The 18,828-nt window shown below is 51.9% G+C and carries 18 protein-coding genes; 12 read left to right on the top strand and 6 right to left on the bottom strand.

What is annotated here, in order from left to right:
• Nucleotides 1-4: 4 nt before the first annotated feature.
• Genes IMCC21906_RS15515 through smpB form a run of 3 tightly spaced genes read right to left on the bottom strand, consistent with a single transcriptional unit; the run spans nucleotide 5 to nucleotide 1,675 of the window.
• Nucleotides 5-634 carry a methyltransferase gene (locus IMCC21906_RS15515; protein ID WP_047012922.1) on the bottom strand — a complete coding sequence of 210 codons (630 nt, stop codon included), beginning with the start codon at nucleotides 632-634 and terminating at the stop codon, nucleotides 5-7.
• A gap of 42 nt (nucleotides 635-676) precedes the next feature.
• Nucleotides 677-1,177: a histidine phosphatase family protein gene (locus IMCC21906_RS15510; protein ID WP_052763578.1), complete on the bottom strand. Its 501-nt coding sequence runs from the start codon at nucleotides 1,175-1,177 to the stop codon at nucleotides 677-679.
• Nucleotides 1,178-1,195: 18 nt separating this feature from the next.
• Entirely contained in the window at nucleotides 1,196-1,675 is a 480-nt protein-coding gene (gene smpB / locus IMCC21906_RS15505) for an SsrA-binding protein SmpB (protein WP_047012921.1), read from the bottom strand.
• A gap of 157 nt (nucleotides 1,676-1,832) precedes the next feature.
• Here smpB and IMCC21906_RS15500 point away from each other — a divergent pair, with 157 nt between their 5' ends.
• Genes IMCC21906_RS15500 through IMCC21906_RS15490 form a run of 3 tightly spaced genes read left to right on the top strand, consistent with a single transcriptional unit; the run spans nucleotide 1,833 to nucleotide 4,030 of the window.
• Nucleotides 1,833-3,278, top strand: a complete 1,446-nt coding sequence (locus IMCC21906_RS15500) for a sodium-dependent transporter (RefSeq protein ID WP_052763577.1) — start codon at nucleotides 1,833-1,835, stop codon at nucleotides 3,276-3,278.
• A gap of 10 nt (nucleotides 3,279-3,288) precedes the next feature.
• Complete coding sequence (locus IMCC21906_RS15495; RefSeq protein WP_047012920.1) at nucleotides 3,289-3,723, top strand: type II toxin-antitoxin system RatA family toxin; 435 nt, start codon at nucleotides 3,289-3,291, stop codon at nucleotides 3,721-3,723.
• Complete coding sequence (locus tag IMCC21906_RS15490; protein ID WP_047012919.1) at nucleotides 3,713-4,030, top strand: RnfH family protein; 318 nt, start codon at nucleotides 3,713-3,715, stop codon at nucleotides 4,028-4,030. The genes IMCC21906_RS15495 and IMCC21906_RS15490 overlap by 11 nt, the downstream gene beginning before the upstream one ends.
• Before the next feature lie 3 nt (nucleotides 4,031-4,033).
• Here IMCC21906_RS15490 and IMCC21906_RS15485 read toward each other — a convergent pair whose 3' ends face one another.
• Entirely contained in the window at nucleotides 4,034-4,435 is a 402-nt protein-coding gene (locus tag IMCC21906_RS15485; protein WP_047012918.1) for an outer membrane protein assembly factor BamE, read from the bottom strand.
• 75 nt (nucleotides 4,436-4,510) lie between these two features.
• Between IMCC21906_RS15485 and fur the strand changes: the two genes are divergently transcribed.
• A complete protein-coding gene (gene fur / locus IMCC21906_RS15480; RefSeq protein ID WP_047012917.1) occupies nucleotides 4,511-4,927 on the top strand; it encodes a ferric iron uptake transcriptional regulator in 417 nt (138 codons plus the stop codon).
• A gap of 91 nt (nucleotides 4,928-5,018) precedes the next feature.
• On the opposite strand, the gene recN is transcribed toward fur, so the two are convergent.
• Nucleotides 5,019-6,686, bottom strand: a complete 1,668-nt coding sequence (recN, locus tag IMCC21906_RS15475) for a DNA repair protein RecN (RefSeq protein WP_047012916.1) — start codon at nucleotides 6,684-6,686, stop codon at nucleotides 5,019-5,021.
• Nucleotides 6,687-6,898: 212 nt separating this feature from the next.
• Here recN and grpE point away from each other — a divergent pair, with 212 nt between their 5' ends.
• The 8 genes from grpE (at nucleotide 6,899) to greA (ending at nucleotide 18,365) form a co-directional block, all read left to right on the top strand.
• Complete coding sequence (gene grpE, locus IMCC21906_RS15470; protein ID WP_047012915.1) at nucleotides 6,899-7,456, top strand: nucleotide exchange factor GrpE; 558 nt, start codon at nucleotides 6,899-6,901, stop codon at nucleotides 7,454-7,456.
• Between the two features lie 119 nt (nucleotides 7,457-7,575).
• A complete protein-coding gene (gene dnaK, locus IMCC21906_RS15465) occupies nucleotides 7,576-9,498 on the top strand; it encodes a molecular chaperone DnaK (protein ID WP_047012914.1) in 1,923 nt (640 codons plus the stop codon).
• Between the two features lie 186 nt (nucleotides 9,499-9,684).
• A complete protein-coding gene (gene dnaJ / locus IMCC21906_RS15460; RefSeq protein ID WP_047012913.1) occupies nucleotides 9,685-10,818 on the top strand; it encodes a molecular chaperone DnaJ in 1,134 nt (377 codons plus the stop codon).
• A 105-nt stretch (nucleotides 10,819-10,923) separates the two neighbouring features.
• Nucleotides 10,924-12,294 (top strand): YhjD/YihY/BrkB family envelope integrity protein, encoded by a 1,371-nt coding sequence (locus tag IMCC21906_RS15455; protein WP_047012912.1) that lies wholly within the window; start codon nucleotides 10,924-10,926, stop codon nucleotides 12,292-12,294.
• A gap of 23 nt (nucleotides 12,295-12,317) precedes the next feature.
• The gene (gene dapB / locus IMCC21906_RS15450; RefSeq protein ID WP_047012911.1) at nucleotides 12,318-13,124 is read left to right on the top strand and encodes a 4-hydroxy-tetrahydrodipicolinate reductase; all 807 of its coding nucleotides are present in this window, start codon (nucleotides 12,318-12,320) and stop codon (nucleotides 13,122-13,124) included.
• 268 nt (nucleotides 13,125-13,392) lie between these two features.
• A complete protein-coding gene (gene carA / locus IMCC21906_RS15445; RefSeq protein ID WP_047012910.1) occupies nucleotides 13,393-14,532 on the top strand; it encodes a glutamine-hydrolyzing carbamoyl-phosphate synthase small subunit in 1,140 nt (379 codons plus the stop codon).
• A 132-nt stretch (nucleotides 14,533-14,664) separates the two neighbouring features.
• Nucleotides 14,665-17,886 carry a carbamoyl-phosphate synthase large subunit gene (gene carB / locus IMCC21906_RS15440; RefSeq protein WP_047012909.1) on the top strand — a complete coding sequence of 1,074 codons (3,222 nt, stop codon included), beginning with the start codon at nucleotides 14,665-14,667 and terminating at the stop codon, nucleotides 17,884-17,886.
• Complete coding sequence (greA, locus tag IMCC21906_RS15435; RefSeq protein ID WP_047012908.1) at nucleotides 17,883-18,365, top strand: transcription elongation factor GreA; 483 nt, start codon at nucleotides 17,883-17,885, stop codon at nucleotides 18,363-18,365. The genes carB and greA overlap by 4 nt, the downstream gene beginning before the upstream one ends.
• 31 nt (nucleotides 18,366-18,396) lie before the next feature.
• On the opposite strand, the gene yhbY is transcribed toward greA, so the two are convergent.
• The gene (gene yhbY / locus IMCC21906_RS15430; protein WP_047012907.1) at nucleotides 18,397-18,702 is read right to left on the bottom strand and encodes a ribosome assembly RNA-binding protein YhbY; all 306 of its coding nucleotides are present in this window, start codon (nucleotides 18,700-18,702) and stop codon (nucleotides 18,397-18,399) included.
• Between the last annotated feature and the right edge of the window lie 126 nt (nucleotides 18,703-18,828).

Raw genomic sequence — 18,828 nt, 5'->3', positions numbered from 1 at the left:
GCCTTTAGCCTTTTCCCTTGATAATTAATAGCTCGCCGCTGCCTGATTTAGGGTGGCTAACCGACCAGTCTATTAACTCCGCATCAAAATTTTTAATGCATTTTTTCGCCAGCCTATGAAAGGGTGAGCGGCCGGGGTCGGCAATAATAATGGTGCCGACTTTTTGGGCGACGGCGGTTTCGATCACCGAATACAGCGGTTTTACTAATTTATCCCAAAAGCAGATGTCCCCCCCCAGCAGGAGTTTCTGGCCCTTAAGGTCTTTGCTGGTCAGTTCTTGATACAGCGCCGTTTTGGTTTTTACCTTCACGTCATTGAGGGTGGCATGGGCGTCGAGAAAGGGAAATACGTGCTGGTCAGCATCTACCGCCGTTACCTTGGCGCCAAATTCCTGTGCGCAAAACACGCTGAGAATGCCCCAGCCGCTGCCGATCTCGGTGATTTTACTACCGCGTTTGGGCGGGTTTTGTAGTAAGTAATCCATAATAAGAAAGGACGAATCCCACACTTGATAACCGTGAATTTCTGGTTCTGGCAGTATGCGCTGCATCCGGCGAATGAGCTTGTGGCTTTTTTTTAGTACTAAGACGTCGTGAACAATGCGAATATTTTTGAGGGCCGGATGTGGGTCCATGTGGTCAAGGCGTCCTTGCAGTACGGTTGGTGAGTCAAATGATTAGCGAAAATACTTGGGCCGTAAAATCTCGACAAGCTTGGCGCAGTCTCCTCGAAGTTGATCCCAGTATTCTACGTTGGCGTGAAGTTCTATAAATGTTGCGGTGCCGACGTGGCCAATGCTGCCGTCGCACAGTTGCTCGGCGAGTTCGGCCATAGCGGGATTGTGGCCAATCACAACGGCATTGTCTTGTTCTTGGGGGAGCTCTTTGAGGGTGTTTAGCAGTGCGGATGCATCAAAGGTATACAGCTCGTCTTGAATATTGATGTCAGCATCGTCAAACACGGAAGACTCTGCTTGAAATCGAGCCAGGGTTTCTCTGGCTCTGATGGCAGAACTACAGTAAACCTTATTGAAGCGGCGTTTTTGCTGTTCAAGTTCATTGGCGATGAGTTGGCAATCACGTTTGCCGCGTTTGCTTAGCGGTCGCTGCGCATCATCGAGCTTTTTGTCGCCGTTCCAGTCGGATTTTGCGTGTCGTAACAGGTAGAGAGTTTTCATAGCATAGTGGCGCTGACGTTAGGCGTTATTTTGGCGCAGCAAGCGCTGCTTCTGTCGGTCCCAGTCCCGGGATTTTTCGGTTTCCCGTTTGTCGTGGTCCTTTTTGCCTTTGGCCAGTCCTATCTCTGCTTTAATGAGATGCTTCTTCCAGTACAGTGCGGTGCACACGCAGGTGTAGCCTTTTTGCTGGGTGGCTTCAAACAGCTTGTCCAGCTCTTTGCGGTGCAGCAGCAGCTTGCGGGTGCGAATGGGGTCAGTGACAAAGTGGGTCGACGCGCTAAGCAGAGGGCTTATATTCATGCCGATCAAAAAAGCTTCATCATCTTTTAACACCACGTAAGTGTCAGTGATTTGCACTTTGCTTTCTCGCAGGCTTTTTACTTCCCAGCCTTGCAGGGACACGCCAGCTTCGTAGCGGTCGCTGATGCTGTAGTCGTGTCGCGCGCGTTTGTTTAGGGCGATAGTGCCGCTTGATGCATTAGGTTTCTTTTTACTCATGCTGGCGATTATAAGGCTAGATGCATCGCTTAACACTCTTTGCATGCAAAGAGTGGCAGAAAAAGCGTCAATTGGCCCAGATTGCCAGTCAAAATGCCCAGGATTGTTGAGTTAGCTTCCTTCGCTTGATTGAGATGGGCGGCAGTGCGGAGTATAGATGTTGTTGCTTGGCTGGCAAAAGCGAGTGGGCTCAGGTAAAAAGACCGCTGCTTCAAAGAAAGGATTTTGCCACCCCATGGCATTGAAAAAACGCAAGGTACAAGGAATTTGGTCCAGCCGTTGGACTTTTCTCGCGGCAGCCACGGCATTGGCCATGGGGCTGGGGGACTATTGGCGAACGCCATTTGAAATGGGCGAGTACGGCGGTGGTCTGTATTTATTGGCATATTGCGGATTTTTACTTTTGGTTATGTTGCCGGTGGCGGTGGCGGAAGTGCGCATTGCTGTGCGGGGGCGGGCTAACCCGGTTCACTCGGTCGACCAGCTGGTGCATTTTGCCAAGGCCAGTCGCCACTGGGTCTTGTTGCCGCAAATGGCTGCGGTGGCGGCACTGTTGTTGGCGGCTAATTACAGCGTGGTTGCTGGCTGGTTGTTGGCGTATATCCCTAAACTTCCCGCCGAGCATATGGCCGCTGCCAGTTTAGAAACCGTCGCCGACGAATTTCAAATGTTAATGAGCTCGCCAGAGCAAATGCGCTTTTGGCAGCGAGTGTTTATTGCTGCTGCGGTGGCCCTGTCTTCTTTGAGCGTGATTCGAGGCATGGCCGTGGCGCTGCGGGTTTTGCTGCCGGTGATGATTATTGCCTTGTTATTTGTGGTGTATTACGCCTATAGCTTGGGGGATTTTGCCGGCGCATTAAGCTGGCTGTTTGATTTCCGTTGGGATGACTTTGGTTGGCAGGGGGTATTTTCGGCGCTCCGGCAGTCTTTTTATACCTTGAGTATCGCCACCGGTGCATTAATGGCGTATGGCGCGTATTTTCCTTCGGGCCGTTCCGTCTCAAGACAGCTTTTTTCGTTAGCGTTTTTAGATACTGCACTGATGCTGCTGGGGGGATTTGCGGTATTAGCGCTAGTGCTGGACCAGCATATCGTTGCCGGTCCAGGGCCCTCATTGCTGTTTATTAGCTTGCCCTACACGTTTGTGAATCTTGCCTTTGGCGATATTTTTGGTGTTGCCACGTATTTAATGCTGTCCATTCTCGCGCTGACGACGGTGGTGGCCCTGTTGGAGCCGTCGGTGGCTTATTTGGTTGAGCGTTGGCGCCTGAGTCGTTGGGCGGCAGCTCTGTGCGCTGGTAGCGTGCTGTTGCTGTTGGGCGATATCTCTATCAGTTCTCTGGCGCCAGACAGCGAGCTGCAATGGGCGTCGCTGAGTTTTATGGAATATCTAGACATTGTGGCAGCCCATATTTTGCTGCCATTGTGTGGCTTTTGTTTTGTCATGTTTGCCGCATGGCGAGTGCCAAAGCGGGTTTACGGTGTGCGAGATCACTGGTTGGATAATGGCTTTTTTTGGCTATGGCAGGCTTTGTTGCGGTATATTGCGCCGCCAGCATTACTGGCCGTGTTAGTGGTCGGCCTTTATCAGCGAGTGGCTTGAGGAATCGCAAATGACAGAAATCCGCCGTAGTGCATTGCTGCCGTACCCTGCGGACCTGATCTACAATTTGATCAATGACGTGAAGGCTTACCCTGAGTTTATGGATGGCTGCACTGGCGCTGAAGTGCTTCGTCAAGATGAAGATATGATGGAGGCCAGGCTGGATTTGGCCCGGGCGGGTATCCGTTTGAGCTTTACCACCCTCAATACCCTGGAACCGCCCCGTCGGGTTGGTTTGAAGTTGCTTGATGGTCCCTTCGATAGCCTAGAGGGCGAGTGGCTGTTATTACCGCTAAGTGAGGCTGCCTGTAAAGTGACCCTGCAGTTACGTTTTTCGCTGGCGGGGAAATTGGTTGGTGCCGCGACTAAACAGCTGTTTAATTCGGTGGCAAATAATTTAGTAGATGCGGTTGTGAAAAGGGCTAAGGAGTTACATGGACAATAAAACCCTTCATGTTGAGGTGGCCTATGCGCTACCTGACCGGCAGCGTATTGTCGCGCTTGAGCTAAACGAAGCGTGTACGGTAAGAGATGCCGCCAGGCGCGCTGGCTTGCAGAATCAGTTTCCGGAGTTGGATATTGAGTCGGCAGACTTGGGCGTGTTTGGCAAGGTCGTGACTAAGCCAGAGCAGCAGCTGGTTGAAGACGGAGACAGGGTAGAGATTTACCGCCCGCTGATTGCCGACCCCAAGGAGGTTCGCAAGCAGCGAGCAGCACGAGTCAAAGCCGAAAAAGCCCAGGCTCAGAAATAAGTCTTATTCTTCGGCGTCGTCAGCAGCGTCTTCTGCATCTTCTAGCAGTTCTTCTGGTGCTTTTGCTGGCGGCTTTTCATCTTCGGGTTTAACGTTGGTATCAAAGCGGGCGACCCGGTCATTCTCAAAGAATACGCTGAGTTGATTGCGGTCCACTTTGCCTTCTCGCTCGTCAAGGGTATACAAATAGTCCCAACGGTTTGGCGAGAACGTGTCGCGAATTAACGGTGTTCCCAGTACGTATTCAACTTGGCTGCGGCTCATGCCAACTTCCAGTTGTGACACCATTTCACCAGTAATAATGTTGCCTTGGTCAATGGCCAGTTTATACGCGCCGGGAAACTCAAAGGAGCTACAAGCGCCAAGAGTTATCAATAGGCTTGTTATGGCAAAACGTCTTAGCATTTCTTCAGGGTTCCAATCACGTGCAGAGGCGTGGATAATAGCGCATTCTCAATCTCAACGCGAAGGTCAGTCTACATGTCACTAGAAAATCAGGAGCTACGTAAAGCCGGTTTAAAGGTGACACTGCCTCGGGTCAAGATTTTGCAGTTGCTTGAGCAAGCTGAGACCGAGACTCAGCACTTTAGTGCCGAGGATGTTTATCGGGCTTTGATGGAGTCGGGTGAAGATGTTGGTTTGGCCACGGTCTATCGTGTGTTAACTCAATTTGAAGCCGCGGGACTGGTGGTGCGCCACAATTTTGAAGCGGGGCATTCGGTTTTTGAGTTGGCAAAAGGCGAACATCACGATCATATTGTTTGCATGGAAACCGGTACAGTCGTTGAGTTTTATGACGAAGTTATTGAGCGGCGACAGAAGGAGCTGGTAAAAGAGCATGGCTTTGAGCTGGTTGATCACAGTCTGGTTCTCTATGTGCGCCCCAAGGCAAAGTAAGCTCTCCGCAAAATTTTCTGTTTAATATTGCTGTTATTGTTGAAGGCCGCAGTCAATGCGGCTTTTCTTTGGCTGTATCGGGTGCCTGTTGTTAGTGTTGGGTACCCAGCATTTCTTTGGCATGGGCCAGGGTGTTTTCGGTAATGGCAATACCACCGAGCATTCTGGCTATTTCCTCGATTTTTTCATCACTGCTCAAGTGACTAAGCTCAGTGCGCAGCTTTTTGCTGTCCCCCACTTTTTGTACGCGAATATGGTGGTCGCCCTGACTGGCAACCTGGGCTTGGTGCGTTACGCATAAAACTTGGCTGCGGGTGCCTAGGGTGTTCAGTAGCTGGCCGACGACTTCTGCCGTGGCGCCGCCGATACCGACATCTACTTCGTCAAAAACCACGGTAGGGACGGCGGCAACTTGAGCGGTCACCACTTGGATGGCCAGGCTGATTCGAGACAATTCGCCACCAGAGGCAATTTTGTTGAGAGGCCCTTTGGGTGCGCCGGGGTTCGTGCTCAGCAGAATTTCGACTTCTTCTTGGCCGTAGGGGTGGGCTTGGTCTTTCTCTAAGGTGGATAACGCTAGCTCCAACTGGCAGTGCTTCATGGCCAGTGCAGAAAGCTGTTTTTCAACTTCTTTTTTCATTTTGGCAGCGCCTTTGGCGCGTTTGTCGCTGAGAGCTGATGCCGTCTTCTGGTAGTCGCGTAAGGCTTGGTCTCGCTGTTTGCGCAGCTGATCGAGTTTTTCATCGCTGGCGTCGAGTCCGTCGAGCTGCTCGCTGAGGTTTTGCTGTAGCGCGATCAGTTCTTCAGGCTGGATTTTGTGTTTGCGGGCGGTTTGGTAAATGCTGTCCAGTCGTTCTTCGACTTCTTGTAGTCGGCCGGGGTCGACTTCGGTGGCATCAATAACCTGTTGCAGCTCCCTTGCCGCTTCTTCAATTTGAATTTTTGCGGTTTCCAGTAATTGCGAAGCGTTGGCTTGTGCGGGGTGTTGATAATCGCCGCTTTGCAGTGATGACAAGGCTTGGTGTATGACTCCCAGTGCATTGACCTCGCCTTCTTTACACAGCGCCAAGCTGTGGTGGTTGGCGCTGAGAATTTGCTCGGCATTGGCCAGCTGCTGTTGGAGGGATTCCAGTTCTTCAACTTCGCCGGTGTGCAGTCCCAGCCGCTCAAGCTCGTCGAGCTGGTAGCGTAGCAGTTGTTCTTGGGCGTGGTGCTCGGCCTGCTGGTTTTCTAGTTTGTCCAGGGTTTTGCTGACGCTCTGGTATTCAAGATAATGTTGATGCGCGCTGTCGCAGAGCTGGCTTGATTGGGAAAAGGCATCCAGCAAGCGGCGTTGATAAGGTTTTTTTAGCAGCGATTGGTGGGCGTGTTGGCTGTGAATGTCGATGAGCCGGCCGCCCAATTCTCGCATGTCTTGCAGGGTGCTTGGCTGGCCATTAATGAAGCCTCGGGAGCGTCCCTCGCTGGTGATGACTCGGCGCAGCAGGCAGTCGTCGCCGCTGATCAGCTCGCGTTGTTCTAGCCACTGCTTCGCAGCTGGAATGTTGCTGATATCAAAGGTGGCGTGAATATCTGCCCGATCTGCCCCAGTGCGGACAATACTGCTATCTGCCCGGTCACCCAGCGCCAGGCCCAGGGCATCGAGCATAATCGACTTACCTGCGCCGGTTTCGCCGGTCAGTACAGTCATACCTTTGTTTAGTTCAATTTCTAACCGCTCGGTAATAGCGTAGTTACTGATGCTCAGATGGGTCAGCATATGGCGCAACCTGAATAGTGGTGATGGGTTAATCATTGCGTTTGGTACTTGTCTGTATATTTGTACAGTATTTTTATGCCTGTCGACAAGTCCTTCGTCCGGCTTCAATGAAAATTATCTGCGCTTGCCTTGAAAAGAAGAGGGTTAACCCCATATTTCAATCATCGCGGCACTATCGCCGCTATTTTTTTGCCCTTAATGGAGAATGTAGCGTGGCTGAGGAGCAAGACAAAAACCCAATTGAAGACGAAGCTCAACTTGAGCCAGAGGCCCCGGAAGAGGCCGTGGAATCCAACGAAGAGTTGAGCCTTGAGGCGCAGCTGGAGGCCGCTAAACAAGAAGCGGCAGACGCGAAAGAGCAGGCGCTGCGCGCCGCTGCTGAAGCGCAAAATGCTCGGCGTCGGGCAGAGAAAGATGCCGAAAATGCCAAGAAGTTTGCCCTTGAGAAATTTGCCGGTGACATGCTGACGGTGGTGGATAACTTGGATCGAGCGCTTTCATCTGCGGATCGGAGCAATGACGACCTAAAGCCGATGCTGGAAGGGGTTGATCTGACCTTAAAGGGATTAACCGATGCGTTGGCAAAACATAATGTTGAGGCGGTTGACCCGACTGGCGAGCCTTTTAATCCTGAATATCACCAAGCGATGGCAATGGTGCCCAGCCCTGATGCTGAGCCCAATACTGTTATCGAAGTGATGCAGAAAGGTTACACCCTCAATGGTCGCTTGCTGAGAGCGGCGATGGTGGTGGTGGCTAAGGCCCCCTAAAGCAGATTTTTTTGAATTAGCGGCCCGATCAGACTTGAAGTTTGGCGAAACGGGCCAATATCTAGCAACAAGACAGTTTTTACGCCGACAGCGGCGAATGAGAAAAGCGGAGAACGAACATGGCTAAAATCATTGGTATTGACTTAGGAACGACCAATTCCTGTGTTGCCGTGATGGACGGTGACAAGGTTAAGGTTATCGAGAATGCAGAAGGTACTCGGACGACGCCTTCTATTGTTGCTTACACAGATGACAACGAAATTCTGGTTGGTCAAAGCGCCAAGCGCCAGGCAGTGACTAACCCTAACAACACGCTGTATGCGGTTAAGCGCCTGATTGGCCGCCGCTTTGAAGACGATGTTGTTCAAAAAGATATCAAAATGGTGCCTTATGGCATCTGCAAAGCGGACAACGGCGATGCGTGGGTTGAAGTGAAGGGCGAGAAAATGGCCCCCCCGCAGATTTCAGCTGAAGTGCTGAAGAAAATGAAGAAAACCGCTGAAGACTATCTGGGTGAGAAAGTTACCGAGGCCGTTATCACTGTGCCTGCTTACTTTAATGACTCTCAGCGTCAGGCGACGAAAGATGCTGGCCGTATTGCGGGTCTGGAAGTAAAGCGCATCATTAACGAGCCCACCGCTGCAGCCTTGGCTTACGGCATGGACAAGGCCAAAGGTGATCGCACGGTTGCGGTATATGACTTGGGTGGTGGTACCTTCGATATTTCTATTATTGAAATTGCCGAAGTGGATGGCGAGCACCAGTTTGAAGTGCTGTCGACCAACGGTGACACCTTCCTAGGTGGTGAAGACTTTGATATGCGCCTGATTGATTATCTGGCGGAAGAGTTTAAGAAAGAAAACGGTATCGACCTGAAAGGCGATTCCTTGGCAGTGCAGCGTCTGAAAGAAGCGGCTGAGAAGGCTAAGATCGAGTTGTCTTCCAGTCAGCAAACTGAGGTGAACCTGCCTTATATTACGGCCGATGCGACGGGCCCTAAACACTTGGTGGTGAAGTTGAGCCGCGCCAAGCTGGAATCGCTTGTTGAGGAGCTGGTTAAGCGTTCACTCGAGCCGATGAAGGTAGCCTTGAAAGACGCCAATTTGTCTGCCAGCGAAATTGATGAAGTGATTTTGGTGGGTGGTCAGACCCGGATGCCAATGGTGCAAGCCAAGGTTTCTGAGTTCTTTGGCAAAGAGCCTCGTAAAGATGTTAACCCCGATGAAGCGGTTGCCATGGGTGCGGCTCTGCAGGGTGCGGTATTGTCTGGCGATGTAAAAGACGTATTGCTGTTGGACGTGACGCCACTGACCTTGGGTATTGAAACCATGGGCGGCGTGGCAACGCCGCTGATTGAGAAAAACACCACGATTCCTACCAAGAAATCTCAGGTGTTTTCAACGGCAGAAGACAACCAGACTGCGGTGACCATTCACGTTGTTCAGGGTGAGCGCAAGCAGGCGTCAGCGAATAAGTCACTGGGTCGTTTTGACCTGGCAGATATTCCACCTTCGCCACGGGGCTTGCCACAAATTGAAGTGACCTTCGATATCGACGCCAACGGCATCTTGCATGTGTCGGCCAAAGACAAGGCAACTGGCAAAGAGCAGTCTATTCGCATCACCGCATCCAGTGGTTTGGATGAGGGCGAAATCGAGAAGATGGTTCGTGATGCCGAAGCGAATGCTGAAGCGGATAAACAGTTTGAAGCATTGGTTACCGCACGAAACACAGCCGAAGGCTTGGCAAATGCGACGCGTAAAACCTTGGAAGAGGCAGGGGATAAAGCCTCTGACGACGAGAAGGCGGCTATTGAGTCAGCGCTGACCGAAGTGGACGAAGCCATTAAAGGTGACGACGTTGAAGCCATCGATGCGGCAACCAAAAAGCTGACGGAAGCTTCTGGTGGCTTGGCAGAGAAGATGTATGCCGAGCAGGCCGCTCAAGCGCAAGGTGCTGAGTCTGACGCTGAGCCCAAAGACGCGAGTGATGACGTCGTAGATGCTGAGTTTGAAGAAGTAAAAGACGACGACAAGAAGTAAGCGATGGTGCGGAGCCTTTGCTCCGCAAAGCGCGACACCGAACGGGAGATGGGCGAGGCTGATTAATCGGTTTATGTCTTCTCCCGTTCTGTTCGTTTGAATAGCCATGATCTTTTGGCAGGTTTAAATCAACACGGGGCACATAGGGACGCTGGATTTATTGGCCTTCCCTAGGCAATTAGAAATATGTCAAAGCGCGATTATTATGAAATTCTGGGCGTAGCTCGGGACTCCGACGAAAAAGATATTAAAAAAGCGTATCGCCGTATCGCGATGAAGAATCATCCGGATCGCAACCCGGATGATCCCAAAGCGATCGATATCTTTAAAGAAGCTACCGAGGCCTATGAGGTCTTGTCGGATAAAGAGAAGCGTGGCGCCTACGACCGTTTTGGTCACGAGGGTGTTGGCGGCGGTGCCGGTGGTTTTGGCGGCGGCGGTGCTGGTGCAGGTGGCTTTAGCGATATTTTTGGTGACGTGTTTGGTGATATTTTTGGCGGCGGTGGCGGTGGTCGCCAGCGCGGTCCGCAGCGTGGTTCGGATTTGCGTTACACGCTGGACATCGATCTTGAGCAGGCGGTTAAGGGTACGACGGCAAAAATTCGCATACCGACCCTGGTAAGTTGCGAGCCTTGCGATGGCAGTGGCGCTAAAAAAGGCAGCACGCCTCTTACCTGCGGTACCTGTAATGGCATGGGCCAAGTACGCATGCAGCAAGGCTTTTTTGCGGTGCAGCAGGCCTGTCCAACGTGCCGTGGTACGGGCAAGGTTATTTCTGATCCCTGCAGTAGTTGTGGCGGCGAGGGCCGAGTAGAAGAAACTAAAACCCTGTCGGTGAAAGTGCCGCCGGGTGTTGATACTGGCGACCGTATTCGCTTGAGTGGCGAGGGTGAGGCCAGTCCTGACGGCGGCCCGGCGGGGGATTTGTATGTGCAGATGTCTGTGCGCCCCCATGCTATTTTTCAGCGTGATGGCAAAAACCTGTTTTGCGAAGTCCCCATTGGCTTTGCCGATGCGGCCTTGGGTGGTGAGTTAGATGTGCCAACCCTCGACGGTCGAGTGAAGTTGAAGATTCCCGCAGAAACCCAGACTGGGCGCTCTTTCCGTTTGCGTGGCAAAGGTATTGCGCCGGTACGTGGCGGCAGTACAGGTGACTTGATTTGCAAGGTCACCATTGAAACGCCGGTGTCGTTAAATAAGCGTCAAAAAGAACTGATCAAAGAGCTACAGGACAGCCTGGAGGGTGATAGCAAACAGTCGCCGCGTTCTAAAAGTTGGTTTGACGGTGTAAAAAGTTTTTTTGATGATATGAAGTTATAAAACGCTGCAATGTGAGGGGGGAGGCGCTTCGGTCCATTCCCCCTCGACTTCCCCCACTTTTTTCTCCATCCTTTGCGTCAACAGGCAGCCAGTGGACGACTTTGAATGGATAAAACTTTAAATCGCTTCGTGGCCAACTATCTCTGGTTGGACGAGCACGACCAAAAGCCTTTCTGGCATCGACAGCTTTTTAATGTGGCCCGCTACATTTATGTTGTGCTGGATGATCTTGCCAAGGGCGAGCTAACGCTGCGGGCAATGAGCCTGGTGTACACCACGCTATTGTCGCTGGTGCCGCTGATGGCGGTGAGCTTTTCTGTTCTAAAAGCCTTTGGCATGCACAATAAACAGCTTGAGCCTATCATGCTGCAGTTTTTGGCGCCGATGGGAGAACAGGGCATTGAGATTACCGAAAAAATTATCGGCTTTATCGATAATGTAAAAATCGGTGTGCTCGGTGCTTTTGGTATTGCTCTGTTGTTTTATACCGCGATCTCGCTTATCCAGAAAATCGAAGCCACCTTCAATTATATTTGGCGGCTGGACCATCATCGCAGTATCGGTCGACGCTTTGCCGACTACGGCAGTGTGATGTTAATTGGCCCGTTGATGGTCTTCTCGGCACTGGGGCTGTCGGCCAAGATTTTAAGTGGTGATGTTGCTCGCGCCCTCAGTGATCATGTGCCTTTTGTGACTGAGCTGCTGGAGTTTCTGGCGGCGGCAACGCCCTATGTGATGATCATTGCCGCCTTTACCTTCTTTTATATGTTTATCCCCAATACCCGAGTCAAGTTAAAAGCGGGCTTGATTGCTGGCGTGGTGTCCGGGATTTTGTTTCAAAGTCTGGGTTGGGGGTTTGGCAGTGTGGTGGTGTCGGCCAGTGACAGCGGCCCTTATGCGATCTATTCCGGCTTTGCCATTTTGATTCTGTTTATGATGTGGATGTACATCAGCTGGCTCACCTTGCTGGTGGGCAGCAGTATTGCTTTTTATGTGCAGCACCCCGAATATGTCGTCCCCGGACGCCGGACGGGAAATCTCAGCTTGCGTCAGCAAGAGCGTTTAGCGCTGGAAATTATGGCTATTATTGCCCAGCGTTATTACGAGACACATCGGCCTTTTTCGGCAACCGACTTTGTGTTGCGGTTGCGGGTGCAGATCCAAGGGGTGACCCGGGTGCTGCGGGCGCTGGAAAAAGCTGGGTTGATTACCGAGAACAGTGAAGACCCGCCGCGTTATCTTCCCAATGTGCCGATGGAAACCACCTCGGTGAAACAGGTGATGGATGTAGTTCGGGATGACGGCGCGATGCCACCTATTGCCGTGCGGGTGGGGCGTCGGCCGGTGAAAGGTGTTGCCGAGGTCGATGCGGCAATTGAGACCGCGTTAAATACCTGTTTGGCGGATATCACGGTAAAAGATATGGCTATAGACGGCGTGATTGCACCGCTGCCTGAAGAGAAGCCACAAAATTAGTGTAGAGATAAACGGATAGAAACATGACAGTACGTGTAGCAGTAACTGGGGCCGCAGGCCGGATGGGTAAAACCTTGATTGAGGCGGTGGCCTTGGCTGAGGGCTGTGAGTTGACGGCGGCGATCGAGCGCCCAGAAAGCTCGTTGCTGGGTGCCGACGCTGGTGAGTTGGCAGGCTTGGGTAAAAACGGCGTTAGCATTGTGGCTGATATTGCCGCGGTGGTAGATGACTTTGACGTACTGATCGATTTTACCGCGCCGGCAGCAACACTGAATAATGCTGCGGTTTGCGGTGCGGGTGGCAAGGCCATGGTGATTGGTACGACGGGCTTTGATGCGGCGCAAAAAGACCAGCTTGGTCAGGCGATTACGGCTATTCCGGTGTGTCAGGCGAGTAATTTTTCCAGCGGTGTAAATCTGTGCTTTAAGCTCTTGGATATGGCTGCTCGAGTGATGGGTGATGACGTGGATATTGAGGTCTATGAAGCCCATCATCGGCATAAAGTGGACGCGCCCTCGGGCACGGCGCTGAGTATGGGGCAGGTTGTTGCCGATGCTTTGGGCCGGGATTTAGATAAAGTTGCGGTATATGGCCGGGAGGGGCAGACCGGGGCAAGAGAGCGAGAAACCATTGGTTTTGCCACGGTTCGCGCTGGCGATATCGTAGGCGATCACACGGTGATGTTTTGCGCTGAGGGCGAGCGGGTTGAGATTACTCACAAGGCGAGTTCGCGGATGTCTTTCGCCCGGGGTGCCGTGCGGGCGGCCAAGTGGTTGTGCGAACAACAAGCCGGCAAATACGATATGCAGGATGTGCTGGGGCTAAAGTAAGCTGTCGGGATATTATTTGCGACTGCTTCGGTAGTTATGCAGTTTCCTCCGTCGAGGCGGTGGACTTGGGGTAGCGGTTTCGCGTAAAATCCCGCCTCAGATTTGGGTGTCGAGCCTCTTCCGCTTTGGCGCCCCGCAAAGGAGCGGGATGAAGTTACTTCATCTCGCTTTTTTGCACGCGTGTTTTCCTCTGTGGTCTCCGGTTGTCGCTCCGATAGGTTTTTGTCGGCGGTAACTCTCGGCCGCAAATCTGACCTAGGAGGTGTCTTTGACCGTTTCAGCCATACTTGCCTTAGAAGACGGCAGCATTTTTCGGGGCCTTGCGATTGGGGCGGAGGGGCATTCAGTAGGCGAGGTGGTGTTTAACACCGCCATGACCGGGTATCAGGAGATATTAACTGACCCGTCCTACGCTCGCCAAATTGTGACCCTGACCTACCCTCATATTGGTAATACCGGCGTCAATGCCGACGACGAAGAGGCCGTTGAAATATGGTCTGCGGGTCTGGTGATTCGCGATCTGTCGATGATGGCCAGTAGTTTTCGCAGCGAACAAAGCCTTTCCGATTACCTCAAAGCTCGTAATGTTGTCGGTATTGCCGATATTGATACTCGTCGCCTGACTCGAATTCTTCGGGACAAAGGCGCCCAAAGCGGCTGCGTGATGGCCGGTGACATCGACGAAGCCAAAGCCCTTCAGCTAGCCAGAGAATTTGGTGGCTTGAAAGGTCTTGATTTGGCGAAGGATGTCAGCACCAAAGAAGTGTATGACTGGCGGGAAAGCAGCTGGTCGTTGGCGGAGGGGCATCGTTTTCTGGATGACGCCGATCTCCCCCATCACGTGGTGGCCTATGACTTTGGTGTTAAACGCAATATTTTACGAATGCTGGCCGACCGGGGTTGTCGTTTAACGGTGGTGCCTGCCGCAACGCCTGCCGCCGAGGTGTTGGCAATGAACCCTGACGGCGTATTTCTTTCTAATGGTCCCGGTGATCCAGAACCCTGTGATTACGCAATTGCGGCGGTTAAAGAGATTGTTGAAGCCGGGTTGCCCGTGTTTGGCATTTGTCTTGGCCACCAGATATTGGCGCTGGCGTCTGGCGCTAAAACCATGAAGATGAAGTTTGGTCATCATGGTGCTAACCACCCTGTGCAGGACCTGCGCAGCAAGGTGGTGCATATAACCAGTCAGAACCATGGCTTTGCTGTTGATGAAAGCAGTTTGCCAGACACTATGCGGGTAACCCATAAATCTCTTTTTGATGGCTCTCTGCAGGGCATTGAACGCACTGATAAACCGGCGTTTAGCTTTCAAGGGCACCCTGAAGCGAGTCCTGGGCCCCATGATATCGCGGCTTTATTTGATCACTTTCTTGTGTTGATCAACGCTAAAAAAGACGCTGCGTAACAGTGTGATATTGTGATACCCCCAGCCCGCTTAGGCTGGGCGCGGTCTCAGGGCTGTTGGGGGTTGCCTCAGTAAATAAACACTGAAACCTTAAATTAACGAAGTACCAAATCGGACAAATAGCTTACCGCCATGCCAAAAAGAACCGACATTCAATCTATCCTTATTCTCGGCGCCGGTCCCATTGTCATCGGCCAAGCCTGTGAGTTTGACTACTCCGGCGCTCAGGCGTGCAAAGCCCTGCGCGAAGAAGGCTTCCGGGTTATTTTGGTGAACTCCAATCCCGCAACCATCATGACCGATCCGGCCATGGCTGACGCGACGTATATCGAGCCAGTGGCTTGGGAGACGGTGGCTAAAATCATCGAAAAGGAGCGCCCGGATGCGCTGCTGCCGACCATGGGTGGCCAAACAGCGCTGAACTGTGCGCTGGATTTGGACCGGGAAGGGGTGCTGGAAAAATACAATGTCGAGATGATTGGCGCGAGCAAAGATGCCATTGATATGGCAGAGGATCGCCAGCTTTTTGACCGGGCAATGAAGCGCATTGGCCTTGAAACTCCAAACTCTGCCATTGCTCACAGCATGGAAGAAGCACTGCAGGTTCTGGATAGCATCGGTTTTCCGGCCATTATTCGTCCCTCTTTTACCATGGGTGGCTCGGGCGGTGGTATTGCCTACAACAAAGAAGAGTTTGTTGAAATTTGTACCCGCGGTTTGGACCTTTCTCCTACCAATGAGCTGTTGATCGACCAGAGCTTGATTGGTTGGAAAGAGTTTGAAATGGAAGTGGTGCGGGATAAGAACGACAACTGCATTATTATCTGTGCCATCGAAAACTTTGATCCAATGGGGGTTCACACCGGTGACTCTATCACCGTTGCTCCGGCCCAGACCTTGACCGATAAAGAATACCAAATCATGCGTAACGCCTCTTGTGCGGTACTACGTGAGATCGGGGTGGAAACCGGTGGTTCTAATGTTCAGTTTGGCATGTGTCCAGACACGGGCCGCTTGGTGGTGATTGAAATGAACCCGCGGGTAAGTCGCTCGTCGGCACTGGCATCTAAGGCAACGGGCTTTCCTATTGCCAAGGTCGCTGCCAAATTGGCCGTGGGTTACACCCTCGACGAATTGCAAAATGATATTACCGGCGGGGCGACGCCGGCGTCTTTTGAGCCATCAATTGACTACGTTGTTACCAAAATCCCGCGTTTTACCTTTGAGAAGTTTGGCGAGGCTCAGGACCGTCTACATACCCAGATGAAGTCGGTGGGTGAGGTCATGGCGATTGGTCGTAATTTCCAAGAGTCAGTGCAAAAAGCTCTGCGTGGCTTGGAAGTGGGCTCCTCCGGCTTTGAGCACAAGATTGATACGGACCGTGATGGCGCCAAAGATATTCTTATCGCAGAGTTAACCAATCCCGGTCCGGATCGTATCTGGTATGTAGCAGATGCATTTCGTGCTGGAATGGACATTGAGGAAGTGTTTGACCACTCTCGTATCGACCGCTGGTTTTTGGTTCAGATCGAAGACATTGTTAAAACTGAGAACGCGCTTAAAAAAGTGGTGTTGTCCGAGTTGGATAAGCCTGCCATGTGGCAGCTGAAGCGCAAAGGGTTTTCTGACCAGCGTTTGGCAGTATTGTTGGGAGTGAGTGAAAGCGACTTGCGAGAGCACCGCCACAGCTTGGGAATCCGCCCGGTATATAAACGTGTGGATACTTGTGCGGCAGAGTTTTCAACCTCCACGGCGTATATGTATTCCACATATGAAGAAGAGTGCGAAAGCCAGCCTTCTGATCGGGATAAAATTCTGGTTATTGGCGGGGGGCCTAACCGCATTGGCCAGGGCATTGAGTTTGACTACTGCTGTGTGCATGCCGCGTTAGCGATGCGCGAAGATGGTTATGAAACCATTATGGTCAACTGTAATCCCGAGACCGTTTCCACTGACTACGACACCTCAGATCGACTCTACTTTGAGCCGGTAACGCTGGAGGATGTGCTGGAAATTGTCGCTAAAGAAAAACCCAAGGGCGTTATTGTCCAATTTGGCGGCCAGACGCCGTTAAAATTGGCCCGAGACCTTGAGGCCGCAGGCGTGCCGATTATTGGCACGACTCCTGATGCAATCGATCGAGCGGAAGATCGTGAGCGCTTTCAGCAAATGATTGAGCGTTTGCAGCTCAAGCAGCCACCCAATACCACGGTACGCTCAGAAGAAGCGGCCTTAGTGGCAGCGGCTAAAATTGGTTATCCATTGGTCGTGCGTCCCTCTTATGTATTGGGTGGACGGGCGATGGAAATCGTCTATAAAGAAGAAGAGCTTGAGCGCTATATGCGCGAAGCGGTAAAAGTGTCTAACGAGTCACCCGTATTGCTGGATCATTTTTTGAATGCCGCTGTTGAGGTAGACCTCGATGCGGTGTCGGATGGCAAAGACGTCGTTATTGGCGCCATTATGCAGCACATTGAGCAAGCGGGAGTGCATTCTGGTGACTCAGCCTGTTCTTTGCCACCCTACTCGCTGGACGCAAAAGTCCAGGACGATATGCGGGACATGGTTAAGCGTATGGCGCTGGAGTTGGGCGTAGTGGGCTTGATGAATGTGCAGCTGGCGGTGCAGGACGGCGAAATTTATGTGATTGAGGTGAACCCTCGCGCATCGCGTACTGTGCCTTTTGTCTCTAAATGTATCGGCGTGTCCCTGGCCAAAGTGGCGGCTCGGTGCATGGCGGGTACTAGCTTGGCAGAGCAAAACTTCACTAAAGAGTTGGTTCCTCAGTACTATGCCGTAAAAGAGGCGGTTTTCCCCTTTAATAAATTCCCCGGTGTAGATCCCATTCTTGGGCCAGAAATGAAATCGACGGGTGAAGTCATGGGGCTTGGTAAGACCTTTGCTGAAGCTTTTTCAAAAGCAGCTCGGGGCGCGGGAGAAGTGTTTCCGACATCTGGCAAGGCGTTTATCAGTGTTCGGGATCCTGACAAAGAAGGCGCTGTCGAAGTAGCGCGCGCTTTGGTTGAGCAGGGTTTTAGTCTCTGTGCTACGCGGGGAACCTACAAGGTCTTGACCGCTGCCGGTCTAAAATGTCAGCGTGTAAACAAAGTGCTAGAAGGTCGGCCTCATATTGTCGATATGGTTAAAAATGGCGATGTCGATCTTATTATTAATACTACCGAGGGTAAGCAAGCCATTGCGGATTCTTCTCTTATCCGCCGCAGTGCGCTAGCCAATAAAGTCAGCTATACCACCACCTTGGCGGGTGCCGAGGCGATCTGTATGGCTCTGGCCTTTGGTGAAGAAAAAACAGTACGTCGACTGCAGGACGTGCATGAGGAATTAGTTAAATGAATCAAGTGCCTATGACTGTCGCGGGCGAGCGCGCCCTGCGAGAAGAATTGAAGCAGTTAAAAAGTGTCGAGCGGCCTAAAATTACCAAGGCGATTGCCGAGGCCCGAGAGCATGGTGATTTAAAGGAAAATGCTGAGTATCACGCGGCGCGTGAGCAGCAAGGGTTTTGCGAAGGTCGAATTCAAGAGATTGAAGGCAAGCTTGGCTCGGTCAGGGTTATTGATATTTCCCAGATACCCTACACGGGTAAGGTTGTTTTTGGTGCCACGGTGACACTGATCAACTGTGAAACGGATGAAGAAGTTAAGTACCGTTTAGTTGGTGAGGATGAGGCGAATGTAAAGGTGGGGAAAATTTCAGTGACCTCCCCCATCGCTCGTGCACTTATTGGCAAGGAAGAAGGCGACGTCGTAGTAGTGACGGCGCCCGGCGGTGCTATCGAATACGAGATTGATTTAGTGGAGCATATTGCCGAGTAAGGTTTCGGTAGTCGACTGCTCCGGGGTTGGGCTAGACCCGGAGCAGGTTAGATAATTTAGCGTTGGGTTTGCGTGCTGGGCGGTATAACAGGGCCATTTTGCCTACCGATTGCACCAAGCTTGCTTTATGTGACTGGCAGAGCTGTTCAATAATAAGTTTGCGGTCACTTGCGTCTGCATTGACCTTAATTTTGATCAGCTCGTGATCTTCCAGAGCTCTTTCTAGCTCCGCTTCCACGCCCTCACTGATACCCTTATCGCCGATCATGACAATGGGGTTTAACTTGTGACCAATACCGCGAAGATGTTTTTTGTCGCTGGCGCTGAGTTGGGGCATGCTGATAGACCGTTTTCCTGAAGTGGGGCGGTATTGTACGGCAAAGGTATACTGTAGGCGAGATGCCATCGCAGCTCTGGGTTTGTTAATAGTTGATAGATGCTAACGCGGTGGCAATTTTTGAAA

The sequence above is a fragment of the Spongiibacter sp. IMCC21906 genome, assembly GCF_001010805.1.
GTDB lineage: Bacteria > Pseudomonadota > Gammaproteobacteria > Pseudomonadales > Spongiibacteraceae > Spongiibacter.
Note: the sequence above shows the minus strand (reverse complement) of the source record. Positions and strands in the feature narration are given on the sequence as shown.